At 41.2% G+C, this 24,663-nt stretch carries 22 protein-coding genes; 13 read left to right on the top strand and 9 right to left on the bottom strand.

The genetic code is table 11. The annotated features are described in order from the left end of the window. Nucleotides 1-47 precede the first annotated feature (47 nt). Nucleotides 48-482 carry an acyl-CoA thioesterase gene (locus tag NE535_RS09360; protein WP_261298370.1) on the bottom strand — a complete coding sequence of 145 codons (435 nt, stop codon included), beginning with the start codon at nucleotides 480-482 and terminating at the stop codon, nucleotides 48-50. Between the two features lie 184 nt (nucleotides 483-666). Here NE535_RS09360 and NE535_RS09355 point away from each other — a divergent pair, with 184 nt between their 5' ends. The 3 genes from NE535_RS09355 to NE535_RS09345 all read left to right on the top strand — a co-directional run bounded on the left by NE535_RS09355 (nucleotide 667) and on the right by NE535_RS09345 (nucleotide 3,143). Beyond that, nucleotides 667-1,677, top strand: coding sequence for a hypothetical protein (locus tag NE535_RS09355; RefSeq protein ID WP_261298369.1), 1,011 nt, complete (start codon nucleotides 667-669; stop codon nucleotides 1,675-1,677). 264 nt (nucleotides 1,678-1,941) lie between these two features. After that, nucleotides 1,942-2,523 (top strand): Crp/Fnr family transcriptional regulator, encoded by a 582-nt coding sequence (locus NE535_RS09350; protein WP_261298368.1) that lies wholly within the window; start codon nucleotides 1,942-1,944, stop codon nucleotides 2,521-2,523. Nucleotides 2,524-2,621: 98 nt separating this feature from the next. Beyond that, the gene (locus NE535_RS09345) at nucleotides 2,622-3,143 is read left to right on the top strand and encodes a YgjV family protein (protein WP_261298367.1); all 522 of its coding nucleotides are present in this window, start codon (nucleotides 2,622-2,624) and stop codon (nucleotides 3,141-3,143) included. Between the two features lie 914 nt (nucleotides 3,144-4,057). Here NE535_RS09345 and mtnC read toward each other — a convergent pair. Further along, nucleotides 4,058-4,735, bottom strand: a complete 678-nt coding sequence (gene mtnC / locus NE535_RS09340; protein WP_261298366.1) for an acireductone synthase — start codon at nucleotides 4,733-4,735, stop codon at nucleotides 4,058-4,060. A gap of 443 nt (nucleotides 4,736-5,178) precedes the next feature. Between mtnC and NE535_RS09330 the strand changes: the two genes are divergently transcribed. The 5 genes from NE535_RS09330 to NE535_RS09310 all read left to right on the top strand — a co-directional run bounded on the left by NE535_RS09330 (nucleotide 5,179) and on the right by NE535_RS09310 (nucleotide 10,878). Further along, nucleotides 5,179-6,339, top strand: coding sequence for an alpha/beta hydrolase-fold protein (locus NE535_RS09330; RefSeq protein ID WP_261298365.1), 1,161 nt, complete (start codon nucleotides 5,179-5,181; stop codon nucleotides 6,337-6,339). 87 nt (nucleotides 6,340-6,426) lie between these two features. Continuing rightward, nucleotides 6,427-6,876, top strand: a complete 450-nt coding sequence (locus tag NE535_RS09325; protein ID WP_261298364.1) for a dCMP deaminase family protein — start codon at nucleotides 6,427-6,429, stop codon at nucleotides 6,874-6,876. Nucleotides 6,877-7,230: 354 nt separating this feature from the next. Beyond that, nucleotides 7,231-7,560: a c-type cytochrome gene (locus tag NE535_RS09320; protein WP_261298363.1), complete on the top strand. Its 330-nt coding sequence runs from the start codon at nucleotides 7,231-7,233 to the stop codon at nucleotides 7,558-7,560. Between the two features lie 161 nt (nucleotides 7,561-7,721). Further along, on the top strand, nucleotides 7,722-9,449 hold the full coding sequence (locus tag NE535_RS09315) for a DUF3373 domain-containing protein (RefSeq protein WP_261298362.1): 1,728 nt from the start codon (nucleotides 7,722-7,724) through the stop codon (nucleotides 9,447-9,449). A gap of 46 nt (nucleotides 9,450-9,495) precedes the next feature. Beyond that, nucleotides 9,496-10,878, top strand: a complete 1,383-nt coding sequence (locus tag NE535_RS09310) for a tetrathionate reductase family octaheme c-type cytochrome (RefSeq protein WP_425347451.1) — start codon at nucleotides 9,496-9,498, stop codon at nucleotides 10,876-10,878. A gap of 125 nt (nucleotides 10,879-11,003) precedes the next feature. Here NE535_RS09310 and hutI read toward each other — a convergent pair whose 3' ends face one another. After that, nucleotides 11,004-12,230 carry an imidazolonepropionase gene (gene hutI, locus NE535_RS09305; protein WP_261298360.1) on the bottom strand — a complete coding sequence of 409 codons (1,227 nt, stop codon included), beginning with the start codon at nucleotides 12,228-12,230 and terminating at the stop codon, nucleotides 11,004-11,006. 117 nt (nucleotides 12,231-12,347) lie between these two features. On the opposite strand from hutI, the gene hutC reads away from it, so the two are divergent. From hutC to hutH, 3 genes are all read left to right on the top strand, one after another. Further along, a complete protein-coding gene (hutC, locus tag NE535_RS09300; protein ID WP_261298359.1) occupies nucleotides 12,348-13,055 on the top strand; it encodes a histidine utilization transcriptional repressor HutC in 708 nt (235 codons plus the stop codon). 69 nt (nucleotides 13,056-13,124) lie between these two features. After that, a complete protein-coding gene (hutU, locus tag NE535_RS09295) occupies nucleotides 13,125-14,810 on the top strand; it encodes a urocanate hydratase (RefSeq protein ID WP_261298358.1) in 1,686 nt (561 codons plus the stop codon). 2 nt (nucleotides 14,811-14,812) lie between these two features. Further along, on the top strand, nucleotides 14,813-16,351 hold the full coding sequence (hutH, locus tag NE535_RS09290; RefSeq protein WP_261298357.1) for a histidine ammonia-lyase: 1,539 nt from the start codon (nucleotides 14,813-14,815) through the stop codon (nucleotides 16,349-16,351). A gap of 58 nt (nucleotides 16,352-16,409) precedes the next feature. Here the strand turns inward: hutH and NE535_RS09285 are convergent, their stop codons facing one another. Further along, on the bottom strand, nucleotides 16,410-16,952 hold the full coding sequence (locus tag NE535_RS09285) for a TonB-dependent receptor (RefSeq protein WP_261298356.1): 543 nt from the start codon (nucleotides 16,950-16,952) through the stop codon (nucleotides 16,410-16,412). Between the two features lie 206 nt (nucleotides 16,953-17,158). Between NE535_RS09285 and NE535_RS09280 the strand changes: the two genes are divergently transcribed. Then, complete coding sequence (locus tag NE535_RS09280; protein ID WP_261298355.1) at nucleotides 17,159-18,424, top strand: mechanosensitive ion channel family protein; 1,266 nt, start codon at nucleotides 17,159-17,161, stop codon at nucleotides 18,422-18,424. A 75-nt stretch (nucleotides 18,425-18,499) separates the two neighbouring features. Here the strand turns inward: NE535_RS09280 and NE535_RS09275 are convergent, their stop codons facing one another. From NE535_RS09275 to NE535_RS09255, 5 genes are all read right to left on the bottom strand, one after another. After that, nucleotides 18,500-19,057: a lysophospholipid acyltransferase family protein gene (locus NE535_RS09275; protein WP_261298354.1), complete on the bottom strand. Its 558-nt coding sequence runs from the start codon at nucleotides 19,055-19,057 to the stop codon at nucleotides 18,500-18,502. A gap of 275 nt (nucleotides 19,058-19,332) precedes the next feature. Beyond that, a complete protein-coding gene (locus tag NE535_RS09270; RefSeq protein WP_261298353.1) occupies nucleotides 19,333-19,800 on the bottom strand; it encodes a DUF2489 domain-containing protein in 468 nt (155 codons plus the stop codon). 68 nt (nucleotides 19,801-19,868) lie between these two features. Continuing rightward, complete coding sequence (yihI, locus tag NE535_RS09265; protein WP_261298352.1) at nucleotides 19,869-20,423, bottom strand: Der GTPase-activating protein YihI; 555 nt, start codon at nucleotides 20,421-20,423, stop codon at nucleotides 19,869-19,871. A 54-nt stretch (nucleotides 20,424-20,477) separates the two neighbouring features. Then, nucleotides 20,478-21,140, bottom strand: a complete 663-nt coding sequence (locus NE535_RS09260) for a class I SAM-dependent methyltransferase (protein WP_261298351.1) — start codon at nucleotides 21,138-21,140, stop codon at nucleotides 20,478-20,480. An 829-nt stretch (nucleotides 21,141-21,969) separates the two neighbouring features. Next, a complete protein-coding gene (locus tag NE535_RS09255; RefSeq protein WP_261298350.1) occupies nucleotides 21,970-22,590 on the bottom strand; it encodes a c-type cytochrome in 621 nt (206 codons plus the stop codon). A 252-nt stretch (nucleotides 22,591-22,842) separates the two neighbouring features. Here NE535_RS09255 and yihA point away from each other — a divergent pair, with 252 nt between their 5' ends. Then, nucleotides 22,843-23,499 carry a ribosome biogenesis GTP-binding protein YihA/YsxC gene (gene yihA / locus NE535_RS09250; protein ID WP_261298349.1) on the top strand — a complete coding sequence of 219 codons (657 nt, stop codon included), beginning with the start codon at nucleotides 22,843-22,845 and terminating at the stop codon, nucleotides 23,497-23,499. Nucleotides 23,500-24,663: the final 1,164 nt, after the last annotated feature.

Below are 24,663 nucleotides of genomic sequence, written 5' to 3'. Positions count from 1 at the left end.
TGCATTTCAGGTTGATGGATAACGGATAGCGTATTCATATCATTCCCTTAATCTTCAGTTTTAGCGTGCTGTTTTAATGCAACAAGTAATGGCTCTGATAATTCAGCCTTTTTACCTGTTTTAAAGTTAAACATTACAACCTTTGCCCAGCCTATCGTTGTAACGGTCTGTTGTGCTTCACTATAAGCTGTGTAGTGCATGGTAAAACGATCCGCGGCTATATCGCTAATGGTCACGCCAACGATTAAGGTATCTGGAAATGTAACCGGTCGTTTATAACGAGCGTTGGCTTCACTCAGTACAGGGCCAATTCCGGTTTTAGGCAAATCTTCTAATAAATTAATTTGGTTGAAAAAGTCTAATCTTGCGGTTTCAAAGTATCTGAAATACACCGCGTTATTCACATGTTGCAAGGCGTCCATTTCTCCCCAGGCAACGGGTATTCTTATATGTATCGGATGCGTTGCAATAAAATCTTCCATGGTTTGTCCTTGTATTTGACGGTAAACGTTAATTTCAAACAACTGTTTAACTTAAGACCAATTTAGCAACCATTGATACTGACAACAAGTATTATGCTATTGTTTTGTTATCAAATGGATTAGCGGCCCATCAAATACCTTTGTGAATAAGGTGGCTGCGTTGGTAAAAATGAGTCTGGTAGCCATGTTTGCAAGAATAAAATCGTTTAAATTACCTAAGCCTACCTTAATGCCTAAGTTGTTCTTTCAACAGTTTTTTAGCCGAATTGTTGCAATTAGAGATCAGTTATCACTGGCGCAAAAATTGTATTTACTGGCTATATTGCTATTGTTGCTCAAACAGCCTTTAGCTTGGGTTGCCACAATTAGCTTATTGGCAATCTTATTAGAGTTTTGGCCTGTTTTTGAAAAGGTTTGGCATAGCCTGGCAGGGAAAGCGGTATTACTGTTGTTTTATGCCATAATCGCCAATTTTGCGTTAGCGAATGCCAGTGCCGTCGTGAATGAAGTGGTTGGTGTGCCTGCGCAGCATTTCAATTACACCCATAACTTTGCCATTCTGCTATACATTCCTGCCTGGTTTATCATTATTAGCGGTATCGTCATGTTTGTCGTGCAGATCATGTCGCCGATGTATTTTGTGTTGATGTGGCTGCTAAAACCCTTGGGTATTCATTCTCCTAAGCTTGTTGCTTATCAAGCTTTTCATCGTATGACCTTTATCATTAGGGTGATTTTATCCGTTATCGTGCTTTATCATTTATGGATGTTAATCGGAATAGATTTAGAAGATGACATTGATGATCCTAAAAGCCATATCTCTCAGGTGTTGATTGACGATGATGAGCAGGTTAGGGAGGAGGTGTTAGCTCAGCTTGAGCAAGCTGATTCAGCTATAGATGAGAAGGCTTTGGCCAATGATGATGCTGACGTCCATGTGGATATCAACGCCGATGAGATTGATTTTAAGCAAGTGCATCAAGATTATTATCTTGGGGTTCGCAAAGCGATTGGGTATTTTGCCTTTACCTTTGAGGCCGATACTTTTTCCCGTTGTGACAAAGCGGAAGATGCTCATGTTGTTGAGCTAAACGATTATGAGATTTTAGAAATTGTGCCTGATAATCAAAGCCAATATGGTTACTCATTTTTGGTTAAAAAATGTTTTTCAGCGGCATTTCCATTGAATAAATAATAGCTAACTTTTACTGTGGTTATAAATTTACCTGAGTATGAACGTCATTTGTTGATAATCATGTCTGAGCATTTTTAAACGCACTTTTGGACAAAACCTTGTTAGAACAATTATTCTATTGATATTTTTTCAGATACGGTTTTGTACTGAAAACGTCAAAGCAAGTGGCCATCTTCACTTCACCACTGAATTACACCAATAATCATTAGCATCTTGGATATTTCTAGTTATTAAATGTGCTAATCTTGGCGAGATAACGCAATTATGGAACCTATTTTTATGTTGGGTAAATTCACTAAGGTGACTGATTATTTCTCTGAGATGGGTGTTCCGCCTAAAACGGTTAAATCCCTGTCAACTCAGTTTAGATTGTTCTCATTGAACCCATCAGATATTTTGCTCGTACAGGGATCTCAGCAGGACTATGGCTATTTTATCATGTCCGGGATACTTAGAGCTTGTCATTACGGTGAGAATGGTCTTGAACGATGCAAAGAGTTTTATTTTAACGGTGAGCTATGTTTCCTCTATTCAAGTTGGTTACAGGGAATGCCTGCACAATATCAAATTGAAACTATTACAGCAGCAGAAGTGATAAGGATCCCCTTGAATTTACTGGCATTGCCTTCTTTCTTACAAGCCAAAGTCGCACTGTTACAACAACAGTTAATATTCAAGGAGCAGAAAGAGGCCCTGCTATTACTACACACACCTGAGCAAAGATATCGGCACTTACTGCAGTATTGGCCACATTGGTTAACCAAACTTAATAACATTCAGATAGCCAGCTATATCGGTATCAGTCCTGTCAGCCTATCGCGATTGAAAGCCAGAATTAAAAGCTAAATATAAGAGGTCGGCATTAACTTTAGTTAATTCCTACTTTGGGATATATACGCATAATCCCACCTCCATATTTATCATAAATTTTGTAGGAGGGAAGCATGTCGGCATTTCTTTGGTCCCAAGTATTGATAGCAATCGCCATCGTATTCGATCTGATGTCATTTCAATTTAAACAAAGACAAAAAATTGTCTGTTGCTTATGTATATCTGGCATCCTGATTAGCACCCACTTTGCTCTACTAGAACAATGGACCGCTGCAAGCTTAATGTTACTCGCGAGTGTTCGCTATTTCACTAGTATTTTTACCACATCGAAAAGATTGATGTTTCTATTTTTAATCTCTGCGCTAGTGATCACTGTGATGACCTTTGTTGACTTAATCAATTTGCTTAGTTTTGGCGGAACGCTATTTCAGACCACGGCTGCATTTTGTCAAAGTGATCAACGTTTACGTCAATTAATGATTTTCGGAACTTTGCTCTGGCTAATACACAATTATCTTGCAGGTTCTCCTACCGCTGTGCTGATGGAGTTGTTGTTTATTGGCAGCAATATTATCGGCTATTATCGTTATTATGGGATACATCTGAGTGTGTTGAATCAAAATAAGTCCATATAATATACATTAGCCAATACTTAAGTGACAAGCACCATGAAAACTGAAGATTTTTAGTAGGGGAGCTTCATATTAATAAGGTCTAAATGAATATTAACTCTAAATCATTTTTGGGGAATTTTCGAGTTAAGAAGTCCCGACAATGCTAAACTTTAAGATAGATTTTTCTATCTTAAAGTTATCTGTTTACTACAAATTTATGGCCAATCTAACTAAGCAACTACAAAGCAAGTTTCAAGTTTGTACTATGTTGAACTTTCAGATAACGTTTTCGATGCCATGTGATAGATAACTACAAATCAGTGGTCAATTTCACTTGACCACTATACCCACCATCCATGGCGGTCAGTAGTCACCGCCGCGCTTACACCCGTAATTTTCGCCTCTTCGATTTGACCATGGACGGCCCATCGGAAGTGTTAGGGCTTTTCGACAATGGCCGAAGCCGATTACAGATGAGGTTTAAAGCTGGATCGATCCCCATCGAAAATTATGCGCTTTTCAGCATTTTTCGTCTGGGGCGGCAGGGTGATTCAAGAGGGTATTGCTGTTGATACCCTTTTGGCCGGTGCAGGATGGAATCCTGCGATGTTAATCCAAACGGAGTTTGGAAATACTTAAAGAAAACTTACGAGCTAAATCTAGTATGGGCGAAGAACAACAAACTTTGGGGCAGAAATACGTTAGCCCTTAACCAATTTATTCCTCAAAACCGCCACAAAATATCAAACTATTATATAACCGCACATTAACGTGTAAGTTCGCTTGGTTATCACTAACCATAAATTTAATGAATAAGATTATTGTGTTAGATGATCTTATAACTAGTATTTGATGGCTTACTGAGGAAATAAAAATTTTGCCGATAAAAAACGACCATTAAGGTCGTTTTGTTATGGGTTAACTATTGCTGTGAATTAGCATTCTAGCTCATCAAATGAGGTGATGATTTTGAACTTGGCAGTACGAGAATTAGGCTCTCTGACCATTTGGCAGGTTAGCATTCCTGCTGCGTCAGCCGCTTTTAGCTCCTCAACCATATCAGAGATAAACAGCATTTGTTTTGGCTTCAAACTAATGGTGTTGCAAATATTGCTATAGGCTTGTTTGTCTAATTTATTACCCGTGCGGGTATCAAAATGGCCACTAAAATGTGCGGTTAAATCGCCCGCATCTGTATGGCTGAACAGCAACTTTTGCGCATCAACTGACCCTGATGAAAAGCTGTAAATACGAATGTTAGCTGCAAGAATACGCTCAATGTTGTCAATAAAGTCAGGGTATATGTGGCCTTTAAATTCAGAACGATTATAGCCTTGCTTCCAAATTAGCCCTTGTAAGGTTTTTAATGGCGTGACTTTACGGTCTTCTTCAATCCATTGGTTAAGAATTTCAGTAACACGTTCAAGCGATGCATCTGGTTCTAAAGCAATATCTTTTACATCGCTGATGCAATAATCCACTAAGGCGTTATCTTGGTTTTGCGTTAAAAAATCAGCCATGGCTTTTTTAGAATATGGAAATAACACATCCTGAATAAAGTTAAGATCTGTGGTTGTGCCCGCTGTATCAACGATGATAGCTCTAATACTCATAATGCTTTGCGACTCCAAGGTGATGCTAGTAATGAGATCCTATGCTTTATTGCGTAGCAAGGCTAGTCAAAACCCCTTAGATTTTCATATTTGTTAACTTATTCATAAGCTGCTAGTTTGTAAGCGAATAAGCTATTAAATAATCACCTGTGCTAGGGGCTGTTGATCTTTGCTGGTGGAATTTTGTTCGAGATAAAAACGAATTAAGCGCGGCGAGTGGAGTGAAGCCTAGCAATCTAAGCAAAATTCACTCAACAAAGCGTAATTCGTTTTTAGCCGAATCCTTCGGACAGCGTTTGTTGGCCATTTTTACTTCGTTATCGGCTTATTATGTAGAATAACTACACAGCAAAGCCTCTGCCTTGTATAAATGGCCAACAATTCGCTGCAAAAACAACCTTGAAAGATCAACAGACCCTAGGTAAGTCATTCAAGGAACGAACATGATTAATATGTTGAAGCAAACTCCAACTCAGTATTTATGGGCTCTGCTGCTCTTGTTATTGCTGGTATTCTCTCCTCAATCAATAGCGCAACAAACACTTGATACTTTAAAGGTTACTTCAAAAAGTTATCAAGGCAGCGCAGATTTTTTGGTCACATTACCCAATAAATATGCTGAAAATACCGATAAAAAATATATCGTTTTGATCGATTTTCATCCCGCAAGCCAACCTTATTTAGCTGGGCTACATCATTGGATGAGCCATAACGGTGGATGGCCGTGGTTAGAAACCATTATTGTTACCGCGCCCGATGGCCATCCAGGTTTAGGTAAGCTGAAGACCTTTACTAATGCAGAGCAGGGGCAGGCATTTTTAAGCTATGTTGAGGATGACTTATTAGCTGCGATAGATAAGAAGTACCGTACCAATGGATTTAAAATACTCAGTGGATTTACCGGGAACGCTACATTAGGGTTGTTTACGTTAATACAAAGGCCGAAGCTATTTAATGCTTATATAGTCGCTAGCCCTATTTTGAGTGAAAATTATCTTTCAGTCATGAAGGACACGCCAAACTTGGTTCCAGCTCTGTCTAAGCTTGCACAACCACGAATGCTATTTCTATCGCGTGCCGATAGTGATTTTGAGCAAAAACAAATAGCCGATTTTGATAAGCTGGTAACGACATTAAAGCAACAAGCACCCAGCAATTTATTATGGAAAAGTAAGGTGTTTGAAGGTTCTTACTATATGTCACAGCCTGCATTGGCAACGATTTATGCCATTGAGCAAATATTTAATGATGTACATACCGTTATTGAGCCAGATTCTACTATTGGTAAAGCTGGGCCAGAAGCGATATATACGTATTTTCAACAAGTATCAAATAAGTATGGCTTTGACGTGAGCGCGGTAGATTCTTTACTTGCGTTGGCAAAATCTAAAACCAAGCTAGAAGATGCTTTGCTTGTTTATCAGTTTGCCGTTGAAAAATACCCGCAAAATGCCCATACCCACCATGGTTTAGCGCTAGGGTTTGCCGCAGTAGATGAAATGCCACAAGCGATAGCCGAATTGCAATTAGCACTGACGATGACAAAGCATCCTTTTTATCTACATCATTGGGGTAAATTACTTGAAGAATATCAAACTAAATAACCCTGATAAGGTGCTAAATTTCCTTTAGTTTATCAGGTATGATAGATCAGCATCTTAGCTTAATAATTAACGTAGAAGGCAGTCATTATGATTTCAAAGTGGGCAAAACGTTTTTTTCAAATGGCTGAGTTGGTCGGCTCATGGAGTAAAGATCCTTCCACGCAAGTGGGCGCGGTGATCACCAAACATAACCGCATTGTATCAGTGGGTTTTAATGGCTATCCCCATGGTATTTCTGATAGTGCAGAAACCGACGACCGGGACATGAAATTACTGAAAACCCTGCACGCTGAAGAAAATGCCATTTTGTTCGCAAAGCGCGACCTTGATGGCTGTGATATTTGGGTGACGCATTTCCCTTGCCCTAACTGCGCGGCTAAAATTATCCAAACCGGTATTACAGGGGTATTTTGCCCAGAACAAAGTGATGACTTTCTATCTCGTTGGGGGGATAAGATTAAAATCAGCCAAGAGATGTTTTTACAGGCGGGTGTTAAGGTAAATTGGCTGCCAGTTGATGAGCTGAACGAAAAGTAAACTTTGATTTCACGGTAAAAAAATCGCCTATATGGGCGATTTTTTTCATTTTAAACTTGTTTTTATTGTGCAATGTAATTGGTTTAACCGCTTCTATCTTATTGCTTTAGATATAACATCCCCTCCTAGCGCACCTTATTGCCTAACGCTAATACTGATTTGTTCTTAAAAGTCGCAATGCTATAAAAAGATCTATTAGATTTTATTCAACAATATTTTTATCAATTAGATTTTTCTCATGAATATGATCAACATCAAATAATCATCTATCACTTTTGGGTAACATCATTAACAAGGCAGATAAATAAAGATTTATTTTGCTTCAGCATAAAAATAGCAACTTTTGAGGGATAGATGATGAAACCAATACAACAATTAGGCGTAATAATTGCGGTGATATTAACCCTAGGCAGTACAGCCATGGCAGCAGAGGGCGGCAACCCTAAAAAAGGAAAACACCTTTACAAGAAAGAATGTAAAGCCTGCCACAGTGCAAATAGTGAAGGGCCAGAGTTAACGCCAATGGCAAAAACAATGGCTCAATGGGATAGATTCTTCACCCGTGATCAACACAAATCAAAACCTGAAGTTTTTAAAGCGCTATCAGAACAAGAACTAAAAGATATTCAACAGTTTTTGTATGACCATGCAGCAGATTCTGATCAGCCTCAAACCTGCGGCTAGCCCTTACATAGCTGATGTTATTGCTAAGTTTTAAATACCAGGCCATCAGCAAACCCAAATAAATGCAGAAAAAACGGGGATTAACCTCATGGACTTCTGCACCCTAAATTTAGCTAACGCGATGGATTTATCAACGTTAGCATAAAAAAGGAATCACTATTATGCGAACCTTAATATCAATTTTAGTGGCAAACGCATTAGCCATAAGCAGCATGGCTGTTGCCGCGGACACGGTACAAGTTAACGATGACGCACAAAAAATTGCTGAACTACAACGCCAACTAGCGGACATTACCGATGAGCTTGACGATATTAATAGTCGAGTTGATAAAACCGAAAGGCATACCGCGCTAGATAGAATTAGCATAACCGGTGACTTTAGAACCAAAGTCCATTCTTTGCATTACCAGAATGTTACCTGGAATCCTGCGATGAAAGTCGATTTTTCTGACTTTGGTGGCAAGGCAATGTCAGGCGCATTTGGATCGCCAACCGATGCAAACTCTCCCCTAGGGCAGATGATGATAGCTAATCCTGATTTGGCTCAAGCATTTCAAAGTGGCCAATTACAAGGTGTGATGCCCTATGTTTTAGCGCCTAAAACGATGCAAGACATAGATAATGATTTGTTTTATACCACGCGCTTACGTTTAGATTTAAAAGCCAAGGTGTGGGATAACGTCAGTTTTTCTGGTCGCTTAGCTATGTATAAAAATTGGGGCGACTCAACCGGTACACAGGTTTTCGACTCATGGCGATCATTCACTATGGACGGTACCAGCAGCGGTAACACAAGTGGCGACTGGTTAAGAGTCGAACGAGCTTATTTTGATTGGCGCAATATCGGTGGCAGCGAAACGTATTTGTCTATTGGCCGTCGACCATCAACCTACGGCCCACCAAGCCATTATCGCGAAAATGAAATGCGCGGCGGTACACCATCAGGGCATTTAGTGAACTTTAACTTCGACGGAGCAACTTTAGGTTACAACCTAGGGGAAATTACCGGTATTGATGGTCAGGTAGTGCGTTTTTGTTATGGGCAGGGCTTTGAGTCTCAGTGGGGGAATGGCGAAATGTTTGGCGACATTGTGACCAAAGATACTCACTTAGGCGGCTTTAATATTGATGTCGTCAATGATGGTAACCACTTCCTACAACTTACCCTTTTTGGTGCGAAAGATGTCAATGATGGCTTTAAAGGCACGATGGCATTTCCAACACAATTAGCGGGTATTTTTGCCCCTACCATGTATCAAGATATGCAAAAGTTCGACAACTTTAACTTTGTCACCCGGGTGCAACCTAGTGGTGTCATTGGTGACATGTATTTAGGTGGTATCGGCTATGCCTATGAAAGTGATGACGACATTAAAGTGTTTGGATCGCTTGGGTGGACACGTGCAGAACCCAATGGCAACAGCGGGTTATTTGGCGGCATGTTAAGTGATGCGGTATTTGAAGCTGAGCTGAATAGCACTGGCACTGAAATTATCATGGTACCTAAATATGCAGATGACAGTTCAACTAAGGATGGTTATGGCATTTATATTGGTATGCAAATACCTGCTCCATTTGGCAAATTTGGTTTGGAGTACAACTATGGTTCAGAATATTGGACGCCATTCACTCAAGCACAGGATGATCCGGTCGGCAGCAAACTAGCCACGCGCGGGCATGTGGCCGAGGCTTATTATATTTTTGACATAAATCCTCGTATGTTTATTAAGTTGGCAGGGCTTTATTACGATTATGAATACACGGGTAGCGGCACGCCTGTTGGCGCACCTCAGAAAATTGATGATGTAATGGCAGGCACTGCATTCTCGATGTTGCCTGTGGTTGATACAGCTTACGATGTTAATGCCTCATTAACCGTTAATTTCTAATCATGGTGTCCCAGCTTGCTGGGGCAAGGAGTGTACGATGAAAACCATGACATTATTTATGGTGTTTGCATTAAGTAGTTCGTTAGCTTATGCAAAGTTTGACCACAAAGAAGCGCTAACAGGGCCATTTACGCAAGGTACCGATGTGACATCCCAATGCATTGAGTGTCACGAAGATCATGCCAAAGAGTTTATGAAGTCATCGCATTGGACTTGGGAGTTAAAGCAAGAACTCCCAGGAAGAACAGTCATGCGCGGCAAGAAAAATAGCATTAACAATTTCTGTGTATCGATAAGCGGTAATGAGCCTCGCTGCACCAGTTGTCATGCGGGCTATGGTTGGAAAGACAATAGTTTCGATTTTTCTGACATGACAAAAGTCGATTGTTTGGTGTGTCACGATACTACGGGAACATATGTCAAAGAGCCTGCGGGAGCTGGCGAGCCTATGGCTAAAGTTGATCTGACGCGGGTGGCACAAAATGTTGGCCAGCCTGTGCGAGATAACTGCGGTACGTGTCACTTTTATGGTGGCGGAGGCGATGCGGTCAAGCATGGCGATTTAGACTCATCCATGTCTTATCCAGATAAAGCGACCGATGTACATATGGACACCGACGGTAACGATTTTCAGTGCCAAAGTTGCCATACCACTGAAAGTCATCAAATTACCGGCAATGCGATGGGCGTATCACCTGGTGGCGAAACCCCTATAGGTTGTGAAAATTGCCATGACAGTGCCCCACATCAAAATAAAAAGCTCAATACTCATACCGCTGCGGTAGCGTGCCAGACATGCCATATTCCATTTTTTGCTAAAAATGAGCCCACTAAAATGCGGTGGGATTGGTCTACAGCAGGAGAGAAACGACCAGAAACCAAAGATGAATATGGTAAAAGTACTTTCATGAATAAAAAAGGCAGTTTTGTGTGGCAGAAAAATGTGCCACCACAATATGCCTGGTATAACGGCAGTGCGGATGCCTACATGGCGGGAGATAAAATTGATCCTAAAGGTGTGGTGAAACTAACCTATCCATTGGGCAATATCGGTGATGCAAAGGCGAAAATTTACCCATTTAAAGTCCATACAGGTAAACAAATTTATGACACAAAACTCAATATTATTATTACCCCTAAAACCTATGGTGAAGGTGGCTACTGGGATAAATATGACTGGGATCTTGCTGCAGACTTAGGCATGAAGGCCAATGCCACTATGGTGGAAAAAGGCTTAAGCTATAGTGGTCAGCATGACTTTGTTGAAACTGAAATGTGGTGGCGTATTAACCACATGGTGTCACCTAAAGATCAAGCGCTGCAGTGTAACGACTGCCATAATAAAGGTCAGCGTTTAGACTGGAAAGCGTTAGGCTATGATGGTGACCCAATGAAAAACAAGCAAGGTAAGCGTCATACAGTGAAGTAACCCCCATACTCATGTATTAATCTTTAAAAGAGCTTAAATCGATAGTCGATTTAAGCTCTTATTTTATTGCAAAGCACCTTAAAGCTGCTTTGAAAAAGGCACATTTAATTCGATGTAGAGGCGGATTATTGTTGAATGATTTTGCCTGCTTTAATCACTTGTTCGCACGGATTAACCCCAAAGGTATAAGCCAATTCTGCCGGTGAACTAATGTCCCACAAACAAAAATCAGCTTGTTTACCTACCACTAAACTACCAACACTTTTTTCTATCCCCAATGCTTTCGCGGCATTGAGGGTCATGCCTTTAAGGGCTTCTTCAGGCGTTAGGCGGAATAATGTGCACGCCATATTCAGCATTAACTTGGTTGAGCAAATAGGCGATGAACCAGGATTGAAATCGCTAGCGATTACCATTGGCACTTTATATTGGCGCAGTAACTCAATGGGAGGCAATTTTGTTTCTCGTAAAAAGTAGTAGGCCCCAGGCAGTAATACGGCGCACGTTCCGCTTTCGCTAAGTGCTTTTACTCCAGCCTCATCCAAATGTTCAATATGATCGACAGATAATGCATTTAACCTGGCGGCAAGTTCACTGCCGCCAATATTCGATAATTGCTCGGCATGCAGTTTGATTGCTAAGCCGGCATTTTTGGCTGCAATGAGTACGCGCTCTGTTTGCTCAAGATTAAACGCAATACCTTCACAAAAGACATCCACGGCATCGGCAAGCTTATGTTGTATTACCTGCGGCAGCATATCGTTTATGACTAAGTCTACATAAGCATCGGGCTGAGTTTTATATTCGGCAGGAATGGCATGGGCGCCTAAAAATGTGGTTTTCACATCAATATGATGATGTTGTCCTAATGCCTTTGCTACCCGTAGTAACTTGAGTTCGGTTTCAGTATCTAGGCCATAGCCTGATTTTATTTCAACCGTTGTAACACCTTCTTTAGCTAAAGTATTTAGACGTTTACGTCCAAGATCAAATAGGGTCTCTTCATCGGCTTCTCGACAAGCTTTAACGGTTGAAATAATACCGCCGCCTGCGCGGGCAATGTCTTCATAACTAGCACCTTGTAAGCGCATTTCAAATTCATTGGCACGGCTGCCAGCAAAAACCAAATGGGTATGGGCATCAATAAGACCTGGGGTGATCCATTTACCTTTACCGCGGTAAATCGGCGTAGCTAATGCATCAAACTGAGGAAGATCTGCGCGAGGGCCTATCCAGGCCACTTTACCGTCCTTCACGGCAATGGCTGCATTTTCAATCGCGCCATATGGCAAGGATGATGAGGCATCCATAGTGGCAACATTGACATCAATCCATACTTGGTCCCAGTTCATAGCCTTTTCTCTTCATTAATTCTTTTTGACTGTTAATCAAACAATACTTGATTAAGCTTGTATATACAAGCTAGGATGAGTGCAATAAATCTCCATTAATTGACATTGGAACATCTTATGGCGTTGGCAAAATTTGCTGAAATAAAACAATTTATCCTTGCCCGTATTGAAGCGGGTGAATGGGAAGAAAACGCCCGAGTGCCATCAGAAAATCAACTAACCGAGATGTTTAATTGTAGCCGAATGACTGCCAGACGGGCATTAACAGAATTGGTCGACGCAGGTATTTTAGAGCGAACCCAAGGGTTAGGGACATTTGTAGCTGGACTAAAATCGCAATCATCGTTACTGAATATCCGTAATATTGCCGATGAAATTAAAGAGCGTGGACACGGCTATACTGTTAAGCAACTTGAGCTAACCCAAATAGAAGCCATTGCGCCCATTGCGATTGCATTGGGGTTAGAGGTGGGCAGTTCAGTTTTTTATTCTGTGTTGATTCATTGTGAGCAAGGCTTACCTTTGCAGTTAGAAGAGCGCTTTGTGAATCCGCACTTAATTCCCGAGTATTTATCGCAAAATTTTACCCAGCAAACGCCGCATGAATATTTGTCCCAAGTGGCTCCGTTAACCGAGGCGCGCCATACTGTTGAAGCCATTATTGCCAGTGAGCAAATTCAACAACGCCTTGAAATTTCAGCAACCGAGCCGTGTTTACAAATTATTCGACGTACCTGGTCACGTAAAGGGGTAGTGAGTTTTGCCCGTTTAGTGCACCCCGGCAGTAAATTCAGATTAGGCGGCCATTTAACATTTAAACGTTAATGACAGCTGAATAACAAGCAAATAAAAACCACAAAAATAAAACAAACCTAACAGGTTGAAGAGGAAAAAATGGATAAACGACATGACCCAAGCCGACGCATTATAGCCCCCCATGGCACCACACTAAGCTGTAAAAGTTGGTTAACTGAAGCGCCGATGCGCATGTTAATGAATAATCTGCACCCAGATGTAGCCGAAAGACCCGAAGATTTAGTCGTTTATGGTGGTATTGGTCGTGCAGCTCGTGATTGGCAAAGTTATGACAAAATTATCGAGGTATTGCAGCGTCTAGAAGATGATGAAACCTTATTAGTGCAATCTGGCAAACCTGTTGGCGTGTTCCGTACCCATGCCGATGCGCCTCGTGTATTGATTGCCAATTCAAACTTAGTGCCGCACTGGGCAAACTGGGAGCACTTTAACGAGTTAGACAAAAAAGGCTTGGCAATGTACGGCCAAATGACAGCCGGCTCTTGGATTTATATCGGTACCCAGGGCATTGTCCAAGGGACATATGAAACTTTCGTTTCTGTGGCAAAGCAGCATTTTGATGGCGTTGCTCAGGGCAAATGGGTATTAACTGGTGGTTTAGGTGGCATGGGCGGTGCTCAACCATTAGCTGGAACGATGGCGGGGTTCTCGGTGTTAGCCTGTGAAGTTGATGAAACAAGAATTGATTTTCGTCTGCGTACTCGCTATGTCGATAAGAAAGCTAAAAGCTTAGATGAAGCATTGTCGATGTTAGAAGAGGCTAAAAAAGCCGGTAAACCTGTGTCTGTTGGCTTACTTGGTAATGCCGCGGATGTATTTAGTGAACTTGTTGAGCGTGGTATTACCCCTGATGTAGTCACTGACCAAACATCAGCACATGATCCGTTAAATGGCTATTTACCGCAAGGCTGGACTTTAGAGTATGCCGCTCAAATGCGTAAAACCGATGAAGCGGCGGTAGTCAAAGCGGCTAAAGAGTCTATGGCGGTGCAAGTTCAAGCTATGCTGACCTTACAAGACAAAGGTGCAGCAACCTTAGATTATGGCAACAACATTCGCCAAATGGCATTTGAGGTTGGTGTCAAAAATGCGTTTGATTTCCCAGGATTTGTGCCCGCTTATATTCGTCCATTGTTCTGTGAAGGTATTGGTCCTTTCCGTTGGGTCGCTTTATCTGGTGACCCTGAAGATATTTATAAAACCGATGCCAAAGTGAAAGAGCTGATACCTGATGATAAGCATCTGCATAACTGGCTAGATATGGCGCGTGAGCGCATTGCTTTTCAAGGATTGCCTGCGCGTATTTGTTGGGTTGGTTTAAAAGATCGTGCCCGTCTAGCCGCAGCATTTAATGAAATGGTGAAAACCGGAGAGTTATCTGCACCTGTGGTCATTGGCCGTGATCATCTTGATTCTGGCTCGGTGGCAAGTCCAAATCGCGAAACAGAGTCAATGATGGATGGCTCGGACGCCGTATCAGACTGGCCTTTATTAAATGCCTTGTTAAATACGGCTAGCGGTGCAACTTGGGTGTCACTGCACCATGGTGGTGGCGTTGGAATGGGCTTTAGCCAACATTCTGGTGTGGTGATTGTGTGTGATGGTACAGATGCAGCCGCTAAACGGGTTGAACGTGTGTTATGGAATGACCCCGCAACAGGTGTGATGCGTCATGCTGATGCCGGATATGATATTGCGAAAGACTGTGCTAACCAGCAGGGTTTAGATTTACCAATGGTTTCAAAAAGTAAGGCAGGGGCGTAATAATGGCTAAGCATATTTTCACACTCACACCCGGTACGTTAACACTTGCAGAATTGCGTCAGATCAGCCGCAACTCTGTTGAGCTTAAGCTTGCCGATAGTGCCATTGCAGAAATTAATCAAAGTGCAGAGATTGTCCAGCAAGTATTACGTGAAGGTCGTACGGTTTATGGCATTAATACTGGATTTGGCTTATTAGCGAACACCAAGATTGCGCCTGATGATTTGCAATTACTGCAGCGCTCTATTGTGTTGTCACATGCCGCTGGTATGGGACAATATATGCAAGATGCGACCGTTCGTTTAATGATGGTTTTAAAAATTAACTCATTAAGTCGTGGTTTTTCAGGTATTCGACTCGACGTTATTAATTTCCTGATTCAGTTGGTTAATGCTGGCGTTTATCCTTGTGTACCAGAAAAGGGGTCGGTTGGCGCGTCGGGTGATTTAGCACCATTGGCTCATATGTGTTTGCCATTACTCGGCGAAGGTGAAATGAGCTTTCAAGGTGAGCTCATCAGTGCCAAAGAAGGTTTAGAAATTGCTGGATTAGTGCCACTAGAATTAGCCGCAAAAGAAGGTTTAGCATTATTAAATGGCACACAAGCCTCAACGGCCTTAGCGTTAGAAGGTTTATTCAACGCTGAAGATTTGTTTGCAGCAAGCTCAGTGATTGGTGCGATGAGTATTGAAGCCGCGATGGGCAGCCGTAGTCCATTTGATGCACGTATTCATGCCGCGCGTGGGCAAAAGGGTCAAATTGATTCTGCTGCAATTTTCCGCCATTTATTAGGCGAAAATTCAGAGATTAGCCAAAGCCACGCTAACTGTGAAAAAGTGCAAGACCCATACTCGTTACGATGTCAGCCACAGGTATTGGGGGCCTGTTTAACTCAGATCCGCCATGCTGCCGAAGTATTAGGCGTTGAAGCAAACGGCGTGACAGATAATCCATTAGTTTTCCAAGACACAGGCGATATTATATCCGGTGGTAATTTCCATGCTGAACCCGTTGCCATGGCCGCTGATAACTTAGCCATCGCAATTGCTGAGTTAGGGTCGATAGCTGAGCGTCGTATGGCGTTGTTGATCGACTCTAGCCTATCAAAATTACCACCATTTTTGGTGAATAATGGCGGGGTTAATTCGGGCTTTATGATTGCACAGGTAACAGCAGCTGCTTTGGCTTCTGAAAACAAAACCTATGCGCATCCTGCATCGGTAGACAGTTTGCCGACATCTGCGAATCAAGAAGACCATGTGTCGATGGCAACATTTGCAGCACGTCGCTTACGTGACATGAGTGAAAATACCCGCGGTGTGTTGGCCATTGAGATGTTAGCCGCCGCACAGGGGCTTGATTTTAGATCACCGTTACAACCGAGTGATGCCGTAGCTAAAGCCAAAGCAGAACTAAGGGAAGTGGTGAGTTTTTATGATCAGGACCGCTTCTTTGCGCCAGATATTGAAAACGCCATTGAATTATTATTGCAAGCAAACTTCAATACTTACTTACCACTGGGGATGATCCCGAGTCGATAAGTATTGCTTCACAATACAAAGGGCAGCAATGTCTTTTGTATTGTGATTAAAAACCGTTTTACATCGTAAATCCAATGCTAAATATTGCCGCTTGAGTATAGGTATCATAACCTGCGCCAATAACAACGCCTTTAAATAAATCGTATCTTAGTCCTACTTCAGCGCCCCAATTTCTGTCTCGGCTACGCTCCCAAGTGGGTTTGCCGTCAACATCTCTTGGCGAAATGTTATTGGTGTAATTGGTTTCGAAAGTGTATGCGGTAGCGCCTGAGTAAAGGCTTAAATCTTGCGATAAGCTGTAACTTAAACCAAAGCGCCACATATATTCCTTCATATTTGCTTCACTTGGACTGGGAACATCTAAGGTGGTTTTTTGGCCTTTAGCATAACCGATGTAATATCCCCATTGGGTATAGTCATCATCAAAGTGTTTTGGCACTATCGTCACGCCCCACATACCTTCTGGTGTGCTTACATAATCGACAAGTAGCGCAACTGAGGGGGTTAAAGTGTCATGCTCTGCACTGCTTGCAACATTCGATATGCATAATACCGACATCCCTAAAAAAGCAGGTAAACCTAGTGGATAAAAACGTGTCATGACATTCTCCAATCAAACAATGCGAATATTGTTTAATCTTTCATGTAAGTGGTCAAATGATGATGCTAAAATCACTGTAAAAATAGCTGCTTGTAGCTTATTTGATGCCATTTTTTGGTGAATCAACACACTAAGAGTTAATGGGGTGTAGTCATATTGTTTGACATTCAGGCCGCATTTTCACAATCAAACGAACAGGATTTAACGTGAATACAAATTGGCGAGTTGAAGTAGCTTCTTGGCTAACAGAAATGGGCATCAATAGTCAGCCCACCGATGGTATATCAACCTCTGTGCTGTTGTTTGCATGTGTGGTGTTGGCAAGCATTGGCTATTTTATTACCCGTCGTTTTTTTGTTGCTGGTATTAACCAAGTGATTAGGCGTTCTAGTGTTACTTGGGATGATATTTTTATCCGCTTTAAGATGTTTGAACGACTTGCCATGTTAGTACCCGTGGTGATCTTAGACTTTTTATTGCCAATTATTTTAACTGAGCATGATGTGCTTAGTGCATTTTTAGATCGCGCGTTAAGCGCCATACTGGTTGTGCTGATTATTCGAGCAATTTATGCAGGTTTAAACGCGATAAATGAAATTGCAGATGTAAAACAGATTAATCGTAATTTACCCGTTAAAAGTTTTGTTCAGTTAACCAAGTTGTTTTTATTCTTTATTGGGCTGATTGTTATCATTGCTGTATTAACGGCTCAATCACCTGTGTATTTCTTCAGTGGTCTTGGGGTTGCAACTGGTTTTGTGATGCTAGTGTTCCGTGACACTATTTTAGGTTTTGTGGCGGGTATTCAATTAGCGGCAAACCGCATGGTCAGTAAAGGTGATTGGATCCAAATGGATAAATACGGTGCCGATGGTGCCGTTGAAGATGTTACACTCACCACAGTGAAAGTGCGCAATTGGGATAACACTATCACCATGATCCCAGCGTATGCACTCGTTTCAGATGCGTTTAAAAACTGGCGTGGTATGTCTGAATCTGGCGGCCGCCGGATCAAGCGTTCAATTAACATTGATGTTAACAGTATTAAGTTTCTCAGTGATGAGGAAAAAACTCGCTTATCCAAAGTTAATTATCTAAAAGCGTATTTGCCGCAAAAATTGTCTGAGATCACCGCCGCTAACCAATTGATTAGCGATCTTGACATGCCGGTCAACGGCAGACGATTAACCAATATTGGTACTTTCAGGATTTATCTGCAGGAGTTTTTGCGCCAACATCCTAAAATCCATAAAAATATGACTTTGATGGTGCGTCAGCTGGCGCCGACAACGGAAGGCTTACCAATAGAAATCTATATCTTTACCAATGATACTCGCTGGGCTTATTACGAGGAGATCCAGGCCGATATTTTTGATCATGTCTTTGCCGTATTACCCGAGTTTGATTTACAAGCCTTCCAAAATCCAACAGGTATTGATATGCGTGCAATCAATCGTCAATCTCATAGCTAAATGTAGATGATGCTAAGGGCTGTACAGTGCAGCCCTTGTTGTATATGGACTGAGTTAGCCAACACATCAAGTGAGTTATTTTGATTTGTGATAAACAGGAATGACCTTTGGGTGACGCCCTTTAATCGTGCGATAAAAGTCCATAAGTTGATTCATTTCTACTTCTATATCACCTGTAGGCTTAATGGCTTTGGTGATAATGATCTGCTTCTTTTTAAAGTCTAATCCCACAGGGACTATTTCAACGCCTGCTTGCAAAGCAATATGATAAAAACCACTTTTCCAGCGTGTCACCGGACTACGAGTCCCTTCTGGTGCCAATGCCAATTTATAGGTAGGGTCCTGCTTAAATAGCTGTACTGCTGCATCGACAAGATTATTATGTTTACGGCGGTCGACAGGACTGCCGCCTAATGCGCGAAAAATCCATCCCCATGGGGGAATAAATAATTGGTGTTTACCTAAAAAGTGGATAGGGGTATTCAGAGCGCCACGGGCCAAAATGCCAATCACAAAATCCCAGTTACTGGTATGGGGGCCAACGCTAATAATACAGGATTTATCAGGGCAGATATCACCCTCAAACTGCCAACCTAGTTTAGCTAATAGCCAGCTACAGAATCGATTTAACATAAATATCCTTCTATTGGCCCCAATGGCTAGTTATCGGTGCCTTATTATTATGAGGTTTAAGGTAGCAAATCTGTTTCTGTTGGCAAACCATTATGTTAGCCGCGCTAATGCTTTTGATGAAATAGGATGAAGTAATTGAGAGCGGCAAAGGTAAAATAACAGGTTTAATGTTGGCTTTTTCAACTGAGCCGACTCAGATAGTGCGAGAGATATGAACTAAAGTGTTGGCTCGGCATAGATAGTTATTCGGTGCATAAAAAGCGCTAGTTTTATACTTAATGAGTGGGCGCGTGTTCAAACTCGGCTATTTTTTTAGCTTCTTCCAAAATGGCATCACCCAAATCGGCTTCAGAGCGCATTCTGGCAAAATCCAGTTTCATTCGCTGCTGTTTCGGTAAGGCTTTACGTGCCTCCATTATCGGATGTGATTCGATTAGCTGGTAATGAGCAAATAGCTGGGGAAACAAAGGTGTCACTTGTTCTGTCATCGATAAGGCGTCAAATAGCTTACCGATACGCACAACCCCTTCAGAAAGCTCACAGCGGTCTTCTAGCATGGCAGCAGCAATATAACGAATGTCGGTGAGCACTTTTTGGCGGTGCTCATTAGCAACGGCCTGACGCTCTTCTAGAATGCGTTGATTATTGGCTGTTTGGCGTTTGAGTTTCAGTAATAACGTGGTGGCATAAGCACTCAGGGCGATAATAACAATAATGGCGATAATAATGAGAGCGGTAGACACTTCGGCTCCTTACTGAATTTGAAAAAATAAAACACTGGCGCATTAAGCGCCAGTCGATAGTTTAAGAATTAGTCTTTAGAGAAGTAATCGTTCAGAAGATTTTCACCTGACTCAAAACGTGCTAATAAATCATCATCAGAATCTGACTTAGCTGGTTTTTTGGTGTTTTTAGCGGGTTCAGTTTCATTTAACCCTAATCTTTCCATTAAGCGTTCGATTTGGTCTAATTGTAAATCCAACCATTTTTGATCTTCGGCAGATAAATCGCGACCCTCTTCTAACATATCAAGTAAGTTATTTAGGCGCGGGTCATCTTCTAGCTTAAGCAGTTTCTGCTCATCAGTCATTTTAGGTTGCTTCGGCTTATCTTTTTCAGCCGGTTTAGGGGCTTTTACAACAGGAGTTAACGCCACTGGTTTTTTACTTCCATGACGAGGGTCTGTCGATTTGCCAGCACTTGAAGGTGCATTTTGCTTTAGCAAAGTTTCGTTATGACGACTACCAGACTTTTTGCCAGTTTCGCCACGTTTACCTTCAGGGTTTTTACGATCGGCTTTTTTGACTCTAGGAGCAAATTTAGGGCCGTTCTCTCCGCCCTTGCGAGTTTTTTTACTGCGCGCCATGATTATCTCAGTTACTTTTTAAAACAGATCACGTCGGCGACAAACCCACGTGCATTAAAATAGGATGCGCTTTATATCAGATCCTGATGATTTTTGCATCAAAATGAGCGCCTGCGATGCAAATAATAGCGTAAATTCGCTATTTTCGGCTAAATATTCGAAAGTTTGCTGTTGGTAGAAGCTTACATGGGTCGGATTGTTTTTGTAATGCCACTTATCAAAGTGGCTTAAATCCGTTAACAGTGGTGTGCTAATCGCTAACCAACCACCAGGTTTAACCAATCTTGATAGTAGCTGCCACTCTTTATTTGGGTTGCGAAAATGCTCAAAAACTTTATAGCTACAGACAAAATCATAGCTTTTTTGTAGCACGCGGTGATCCGCAGCAAAAAAGGGGTCGTATTGATTAACAGTGTGGCCAGATTCTTTAATCGTTTGTAGACATTGTTGATCTAGCAGTCGGCCAAAATTGAGTCCAGACAATGCACCAGCTTGTTGTTGGTTAATTTGCAATAACAAAGGCATGATAAATTGTGAAAGTTGACGCTGTTTAGCACTTTTAGGTGCGCGGCCATAACGCTGTTTTTCGACATTAGGCATCAAATGCGATTTAGGGTCTGCGATGACTAAGCCGCAATGTGGGCAAGCATAAAAAGCGCGCTTTTTATCTTGTAAGAAAAACCGAACCTGATGAGTACACAAAGGGCAGGGTATCATTAACTATATAAGTCCCTAAAAGTCATGTTTAGTAGTATATAGTGATTTATTACCATTGAAAATATTCAAGTTTGTTTGGATTTTTGTGAAAAATAGGCAAGAAAAAAGGTGGCAGTAAACTGCCACCTTAGAAACAGTGCAAAAAGCACCTTATTCTGATTCCAAGTTTCCATACTTGCTATGCGACTTCCCGGTCGGATCCTTCTTATTTTTTCAGCTTTCCATGCAGATTAATTGTTATCGGTCATCAATGACACTTTTTTAATATCCTGTTGCCTTCCTGACTTCAGCTTCCGTAGATGGTCTTCTATGACTCATCATATTCCTAATCGTCATCTGTGACGTGAGTATACAATCCGTGTATCAAGTACCTTCCAGTGATATCTAGCTTCCAGCATGTGCATCCTAAGCGTTAGCTTCCTTTGCCATAATTTGAATCATTCAAATTATTTCCTGTTGGCTTTTATCTCTGTTGCGTAAGGGAGTGCTAAATAGCGTAGCGACCAGTAGGTCTGTTCCTTACAAATTCTGACCTGGATTTCAAATTGAAATCGCGACTCTTGTTATTATTTTGGAGCGGTCTTAAGCGTATTATTATTATGGATTAACTTTATTCTTATATCTTAAATGACAATGTCCGAAATCTGTTTTCACATTATTATTTTTAGCAATAAACAGTTGGGTTCATCTCGGTACGGGGGGTATTTAACCCTAAAAGTGTAAGGGGTGTCAAGTATTGCTGGTTAAAGTTTACGTAAACGTCAACTTGATGCTAAAAATAATGGGCTAATCATGCCCATTATTTTACCCGCATTTAAATAGTATAAAATTACTTAATGCTTGAAATATATTTAGATAATGCTTCGATATCAGCATCAGATAATTTCTTAGCCACATCTTGCATCATGCCATTTAAATCGTTGTTACGATTTGTATCGCGGAACTTAGTCAGCTGGATTTTGATATAATTTGCGTGCTGACCACCTAATGCTGGGAAGCCTGCTGCTTCCATACCTTTCGCATCTGGACCGTGACAAGCAATACATGATGTAATACCACGTGCCATATCACCGCCTTTATACAGTGATTCGCCAGCAGCTGGAACATCGGCTACATCAGCAACAACTAAGGCTTGAGATGAGTAAAATGCAGCGAGATCAGCAATATCTTGATCGCTTAAGCCGATAGCCATACTACCCATGATTGGGTCCATACGGCCTTCTTTTCCACCCGTTTGCATCGCTGAGCGGAATTCTTTTAATTGCTTCTCTAAGTATGATGGGTGTTGACCTGCTAATTTCGGGTACATATCAATCATACTGTTGCCGTCAACACCGTGACAGGCAGAACATACGAGTGCTTTAGTTTTGCCTGCTTCAGCATTACCTTCAGCCATAGCAGGTGATGACATAGCGGCTACTACAGACAGCGCAAGAGCTAACTTTTTCATGGCGTTCCAACTTCTTGTTAATTTATTGTCCTGAGCTTACTAGGATGACCCGCAAGCGTGGTAAAATAGTTTTCCAAGCTACAATTTGGCCACAAATGAGATTTTTTAATCATTTTGGGGCATTTTTAATCACAACATGAAGCTTTGCTTGGGGTTATAATGTGATCTGGCTGATATTTTACACGAAAACGTGAAAAAGGCAGCACTTGAAACATAAATATGATGTTACGTAAACATTTTCTGGAGTAAACCGTGTCTGAATCTCAAATCGACTTCCGTCAAACTAAGTTTTTAATCAGTGCACCAGATATTGCACACTTAGATCAATATCTCCCTGGCGATGTCGGTGTTGAAATTGCATTTGCGGGTCGCTCTAATGCGGGTAAATCCAGTGCATTAAACGCATTAACCGAACAAAAAAGTTTAGCCAGAACCAGTAAAACCCCTGGTCGAACACAGCTTATCAACGTTTTTTCTTTAGATGCAGACCGTCGACTTGTTGATTTGCCTGGTTATGGTTTTGCCAAAGTGCCATTAGCGTTAAAAAATAAATGGCAGCAAGCATTAGGCGAGTATTTGCAAAAACGTGCTTGTTTAAGTGGTGTGGTGGTATTGATGGATATTCGTCATCCACTTAAAGATTTAGACATGCAAATGATTGAATGGGCAGTTTTTAGTGAAATTCCCGTGTTAGCTTTATTGACTAAATCTGACAAGCTTGCGCAAAACGTGAAGATGAAAACGGTCAATGCTGTGCGTAAAGATTTGGCTAAATTCGGCGATTGGGTTCAAGTTGAGCCATTTTCGTCAACGAAAGGGACTGGTAAGCCAAAAGTGCTGAGTATTTTAAATAAGTGGTGCAATCCACAATGGCTGCTTGAGCAACAAGCTCAGCGTGAACAAGAGTAATATGTAGATTTTACAATTTATCAATCGTTTAAGCGTAATGCTGTAGAGCATTACGCTTTTTTATTGTCTCTTATTTATGTGTTTATGCTGAATGATAAGTCGGAAGTATTCTAAACCGTCGACATCTTACTACCTGTTGGTTAGCTGATAATGTTTGAAATAGCACCGCTATAAAATAAGCAAAAAAAACCGATAACCATAAGATTATCGGTATAAAATTCTTTAGCTCTTTTGGGGAGAAGCTAAATTCAACAAGACTCAAGCGTCATCAACTCAATTTAATGACTCTCAATACGGGTATCATAGCGCGATATTAATCTTATTTAAAGTATTTACTCTAAATATTTTAAACCTTTCCTAAATGACTTACTTTTTGACTTATTACTTGAAAAAAATCCAAAAAAAAGCCCCAGCAATTAATATTGCTGAGGCGCCGAATTTGGCTAGTCACTATCGCTAGTGAAATAAAGGTTTGAAAGATTGAACATCTTAACCTCTGTACCCTACGACAAGAATAATACATCATTAGCCTTAAAATGAAAAACTGTTTTTCATAAAAAACGACAATTATGTGATGGTGAGCACACGTAAATTGTCAGTCTAGCGATGCTCAGTCATTAATAACCCTTCTTCGCGGTTCAGTGTCTTGCCCTAGATAAGCTGAACTTTGGTTAATAATTTCCATAACTCATTAATCATATTGATTACTTAACCCCAACTTGGGTTAATAGATGGTCTCAATAAGTTGAATTCCACTTATTGGCTAATTTTGTAGCAAACCTGTCATTTTTTGAAAACAAGACGAATTTACCTGTCAATCAATGATCTATTGCAAGTCAATCCAAGGCAGTTATGGTTGAAAATAGCTGCAGATGCTAGATTGACTCAGCAGATAGGTCTGGTTAGACGGCAAAAAGCAATGAGTAAGCGCCGCTTTATATGGCGTGGTTAAAATGCGGAAACAAACTTCAGCTCTTTATAGAACTTGGTGCTTGTTGGTTGCCATTATCTGCTGGTGCAGGTCTTGATGGTTTCCTTTAGTTGTGACATGAAAAAGCAGCCATAAGGCTGCTTTTTATCTAAATCGGGTCTTGGTGTTGGCTAAGTGGTACATTGCAAAACTCAATTATTCAGAATAACGACTTAAGTATTAACGCTTTTAAT

The sequence above is a fragment of the Shewanella holmiensis genome (assembly GCF_025370255.1).
GTDB classification, from domain to species: domain Bacteria; phylum Pseudomonadota; class Gammaproteobacteria; order Enterobacterales; family Shewanellaceae; genus Shewanella; species Shewanella holmiensis.
The sequence above is the reverse complement of the archived record's forward strand: the minus strand, read 5'-3'. Positions and strand labels throughout refer to the sequence as shown.

Coding starts and splice junctions, on each gene's coding strand:
- NE535_RS09360 (WP_261298370.1), bottom strand. CDS start 482: ATGGAAGATTTTATTGCAACGCATCCGATACATATAAGAATACCCGTT.
- NE535_RS09320 (WP_261298363.1), top strand. CDS start 7,231: ATGATGAAACCAATACAACAATTAGGCGTAATAATTGCGGTGATATTA.
- NE535_RS09345 (WP_261298367.1), top strand. CDS start 2,622: ATGTCGGCATTTCTTTGGTCCCAAGTATTGATAGCAATCGCCATCGTA.
- NE535_RS09310 (WP_425347451.1), top strand. CDS start 9,496: ATGACATTATTTATGGTGTTTGCATTAAGTAGTTCGTTAGCTTATGCA.
- NE535_RS09285 (WP_261298356.1), bottom strand. CDS start 16,952: ATGACACGTTTTTATCCACTAGGTTTACCTGCTTTTTTAGGGATGTCG.
- hutH (WP_261298357.1), top strand. CDS start 14,813: ATGGCTAAGCATATTTTCACACTCACACCCGGTACGTTAACACTTGCA.
- NE535_RS09355 (WP_261298369.1), top strand. CDS start 667: ATGTTTGCAAGAATAAAATCGTTTAAATTACCTAAGCCTACCTTAATG.
- hutI (WP_261298360.1), bottom strand. CDS start 12,230: ATGAACTGGGACCAAGTATGGATTGATGTCAATGTTGCCACTATGGAT.
- NE535_RS09350 (WP_261298368.1), top strand. CDS start 1,942: ATGGAACCTATTTTTATGTTGGGTAAATTCACTAAGGTGACTGATTAT.
- NE535_RS09275 (WP_261298354.1), bottom strand. CDS start 19,057: ATGTTAAATCGATTCTGTAGCTGGCTATTAGCTAAACTAGGTTGGCAG.
- NE535_RS09255 (WP_261298350.1), bottom strand. CDS start 22,590: ATGAAAAAGTTAGCTCTTGCGCTGTCTGTAGTAGCCGCTATGTCATCA.
- mtnC (WP_261298366.1), bottom strand. CDS start 4,735: ATGAGTATTAGAGCTATCATCGTTGATACAGCGGGCACAACCACAGAT.
- yihI (WP_261298352.1), bottom strand. CDS start 20,423: ATGGCGCGCAGTAAAAAAACTCGCAAGGGCGGAGAGAACGGCCCTAAA.
- hutC (WP_261298359.1), top strand. CDS start 12,348: ATGGCGTTGGCAAAATTTGCTGAAATAAAACAATTTATCCTTGCCCGT.
- NE535_RS09260 (WP_261298351.1), bottom strand. CDS start 21,140: ATGATACCCTGCCCTTTGTGTACTCATCAGGTTCGGTTTTTCTTACAA.
- NE535_RS09315 (WP_261298362.1), top strand. CDS start 7,722: ATGCGAACCTTAATATCAATTTTAGTGGCAAACGCATTAGCCATAAGC.
- NE535_RS09330 (WP_261298365.1), top strand. CDS start 5,179: ATGATTAATATGTTGAAGCAAACTCCAACTCAGTATTTATGGGCTCTG.
- hutU (WP_261298358.1), top strand. CDS start 13,125: ATGGATAAACGACATGACCCAAGCCGACGCATTATAGCCCCCCATGGC.
- NE535_RS09325 (WP_261298364.1), top strand. CDS start 6,427: ATGATTTCAAAGTGGGCAAAACGTTTTTTTCAAATGGCTGAGTTGGTC.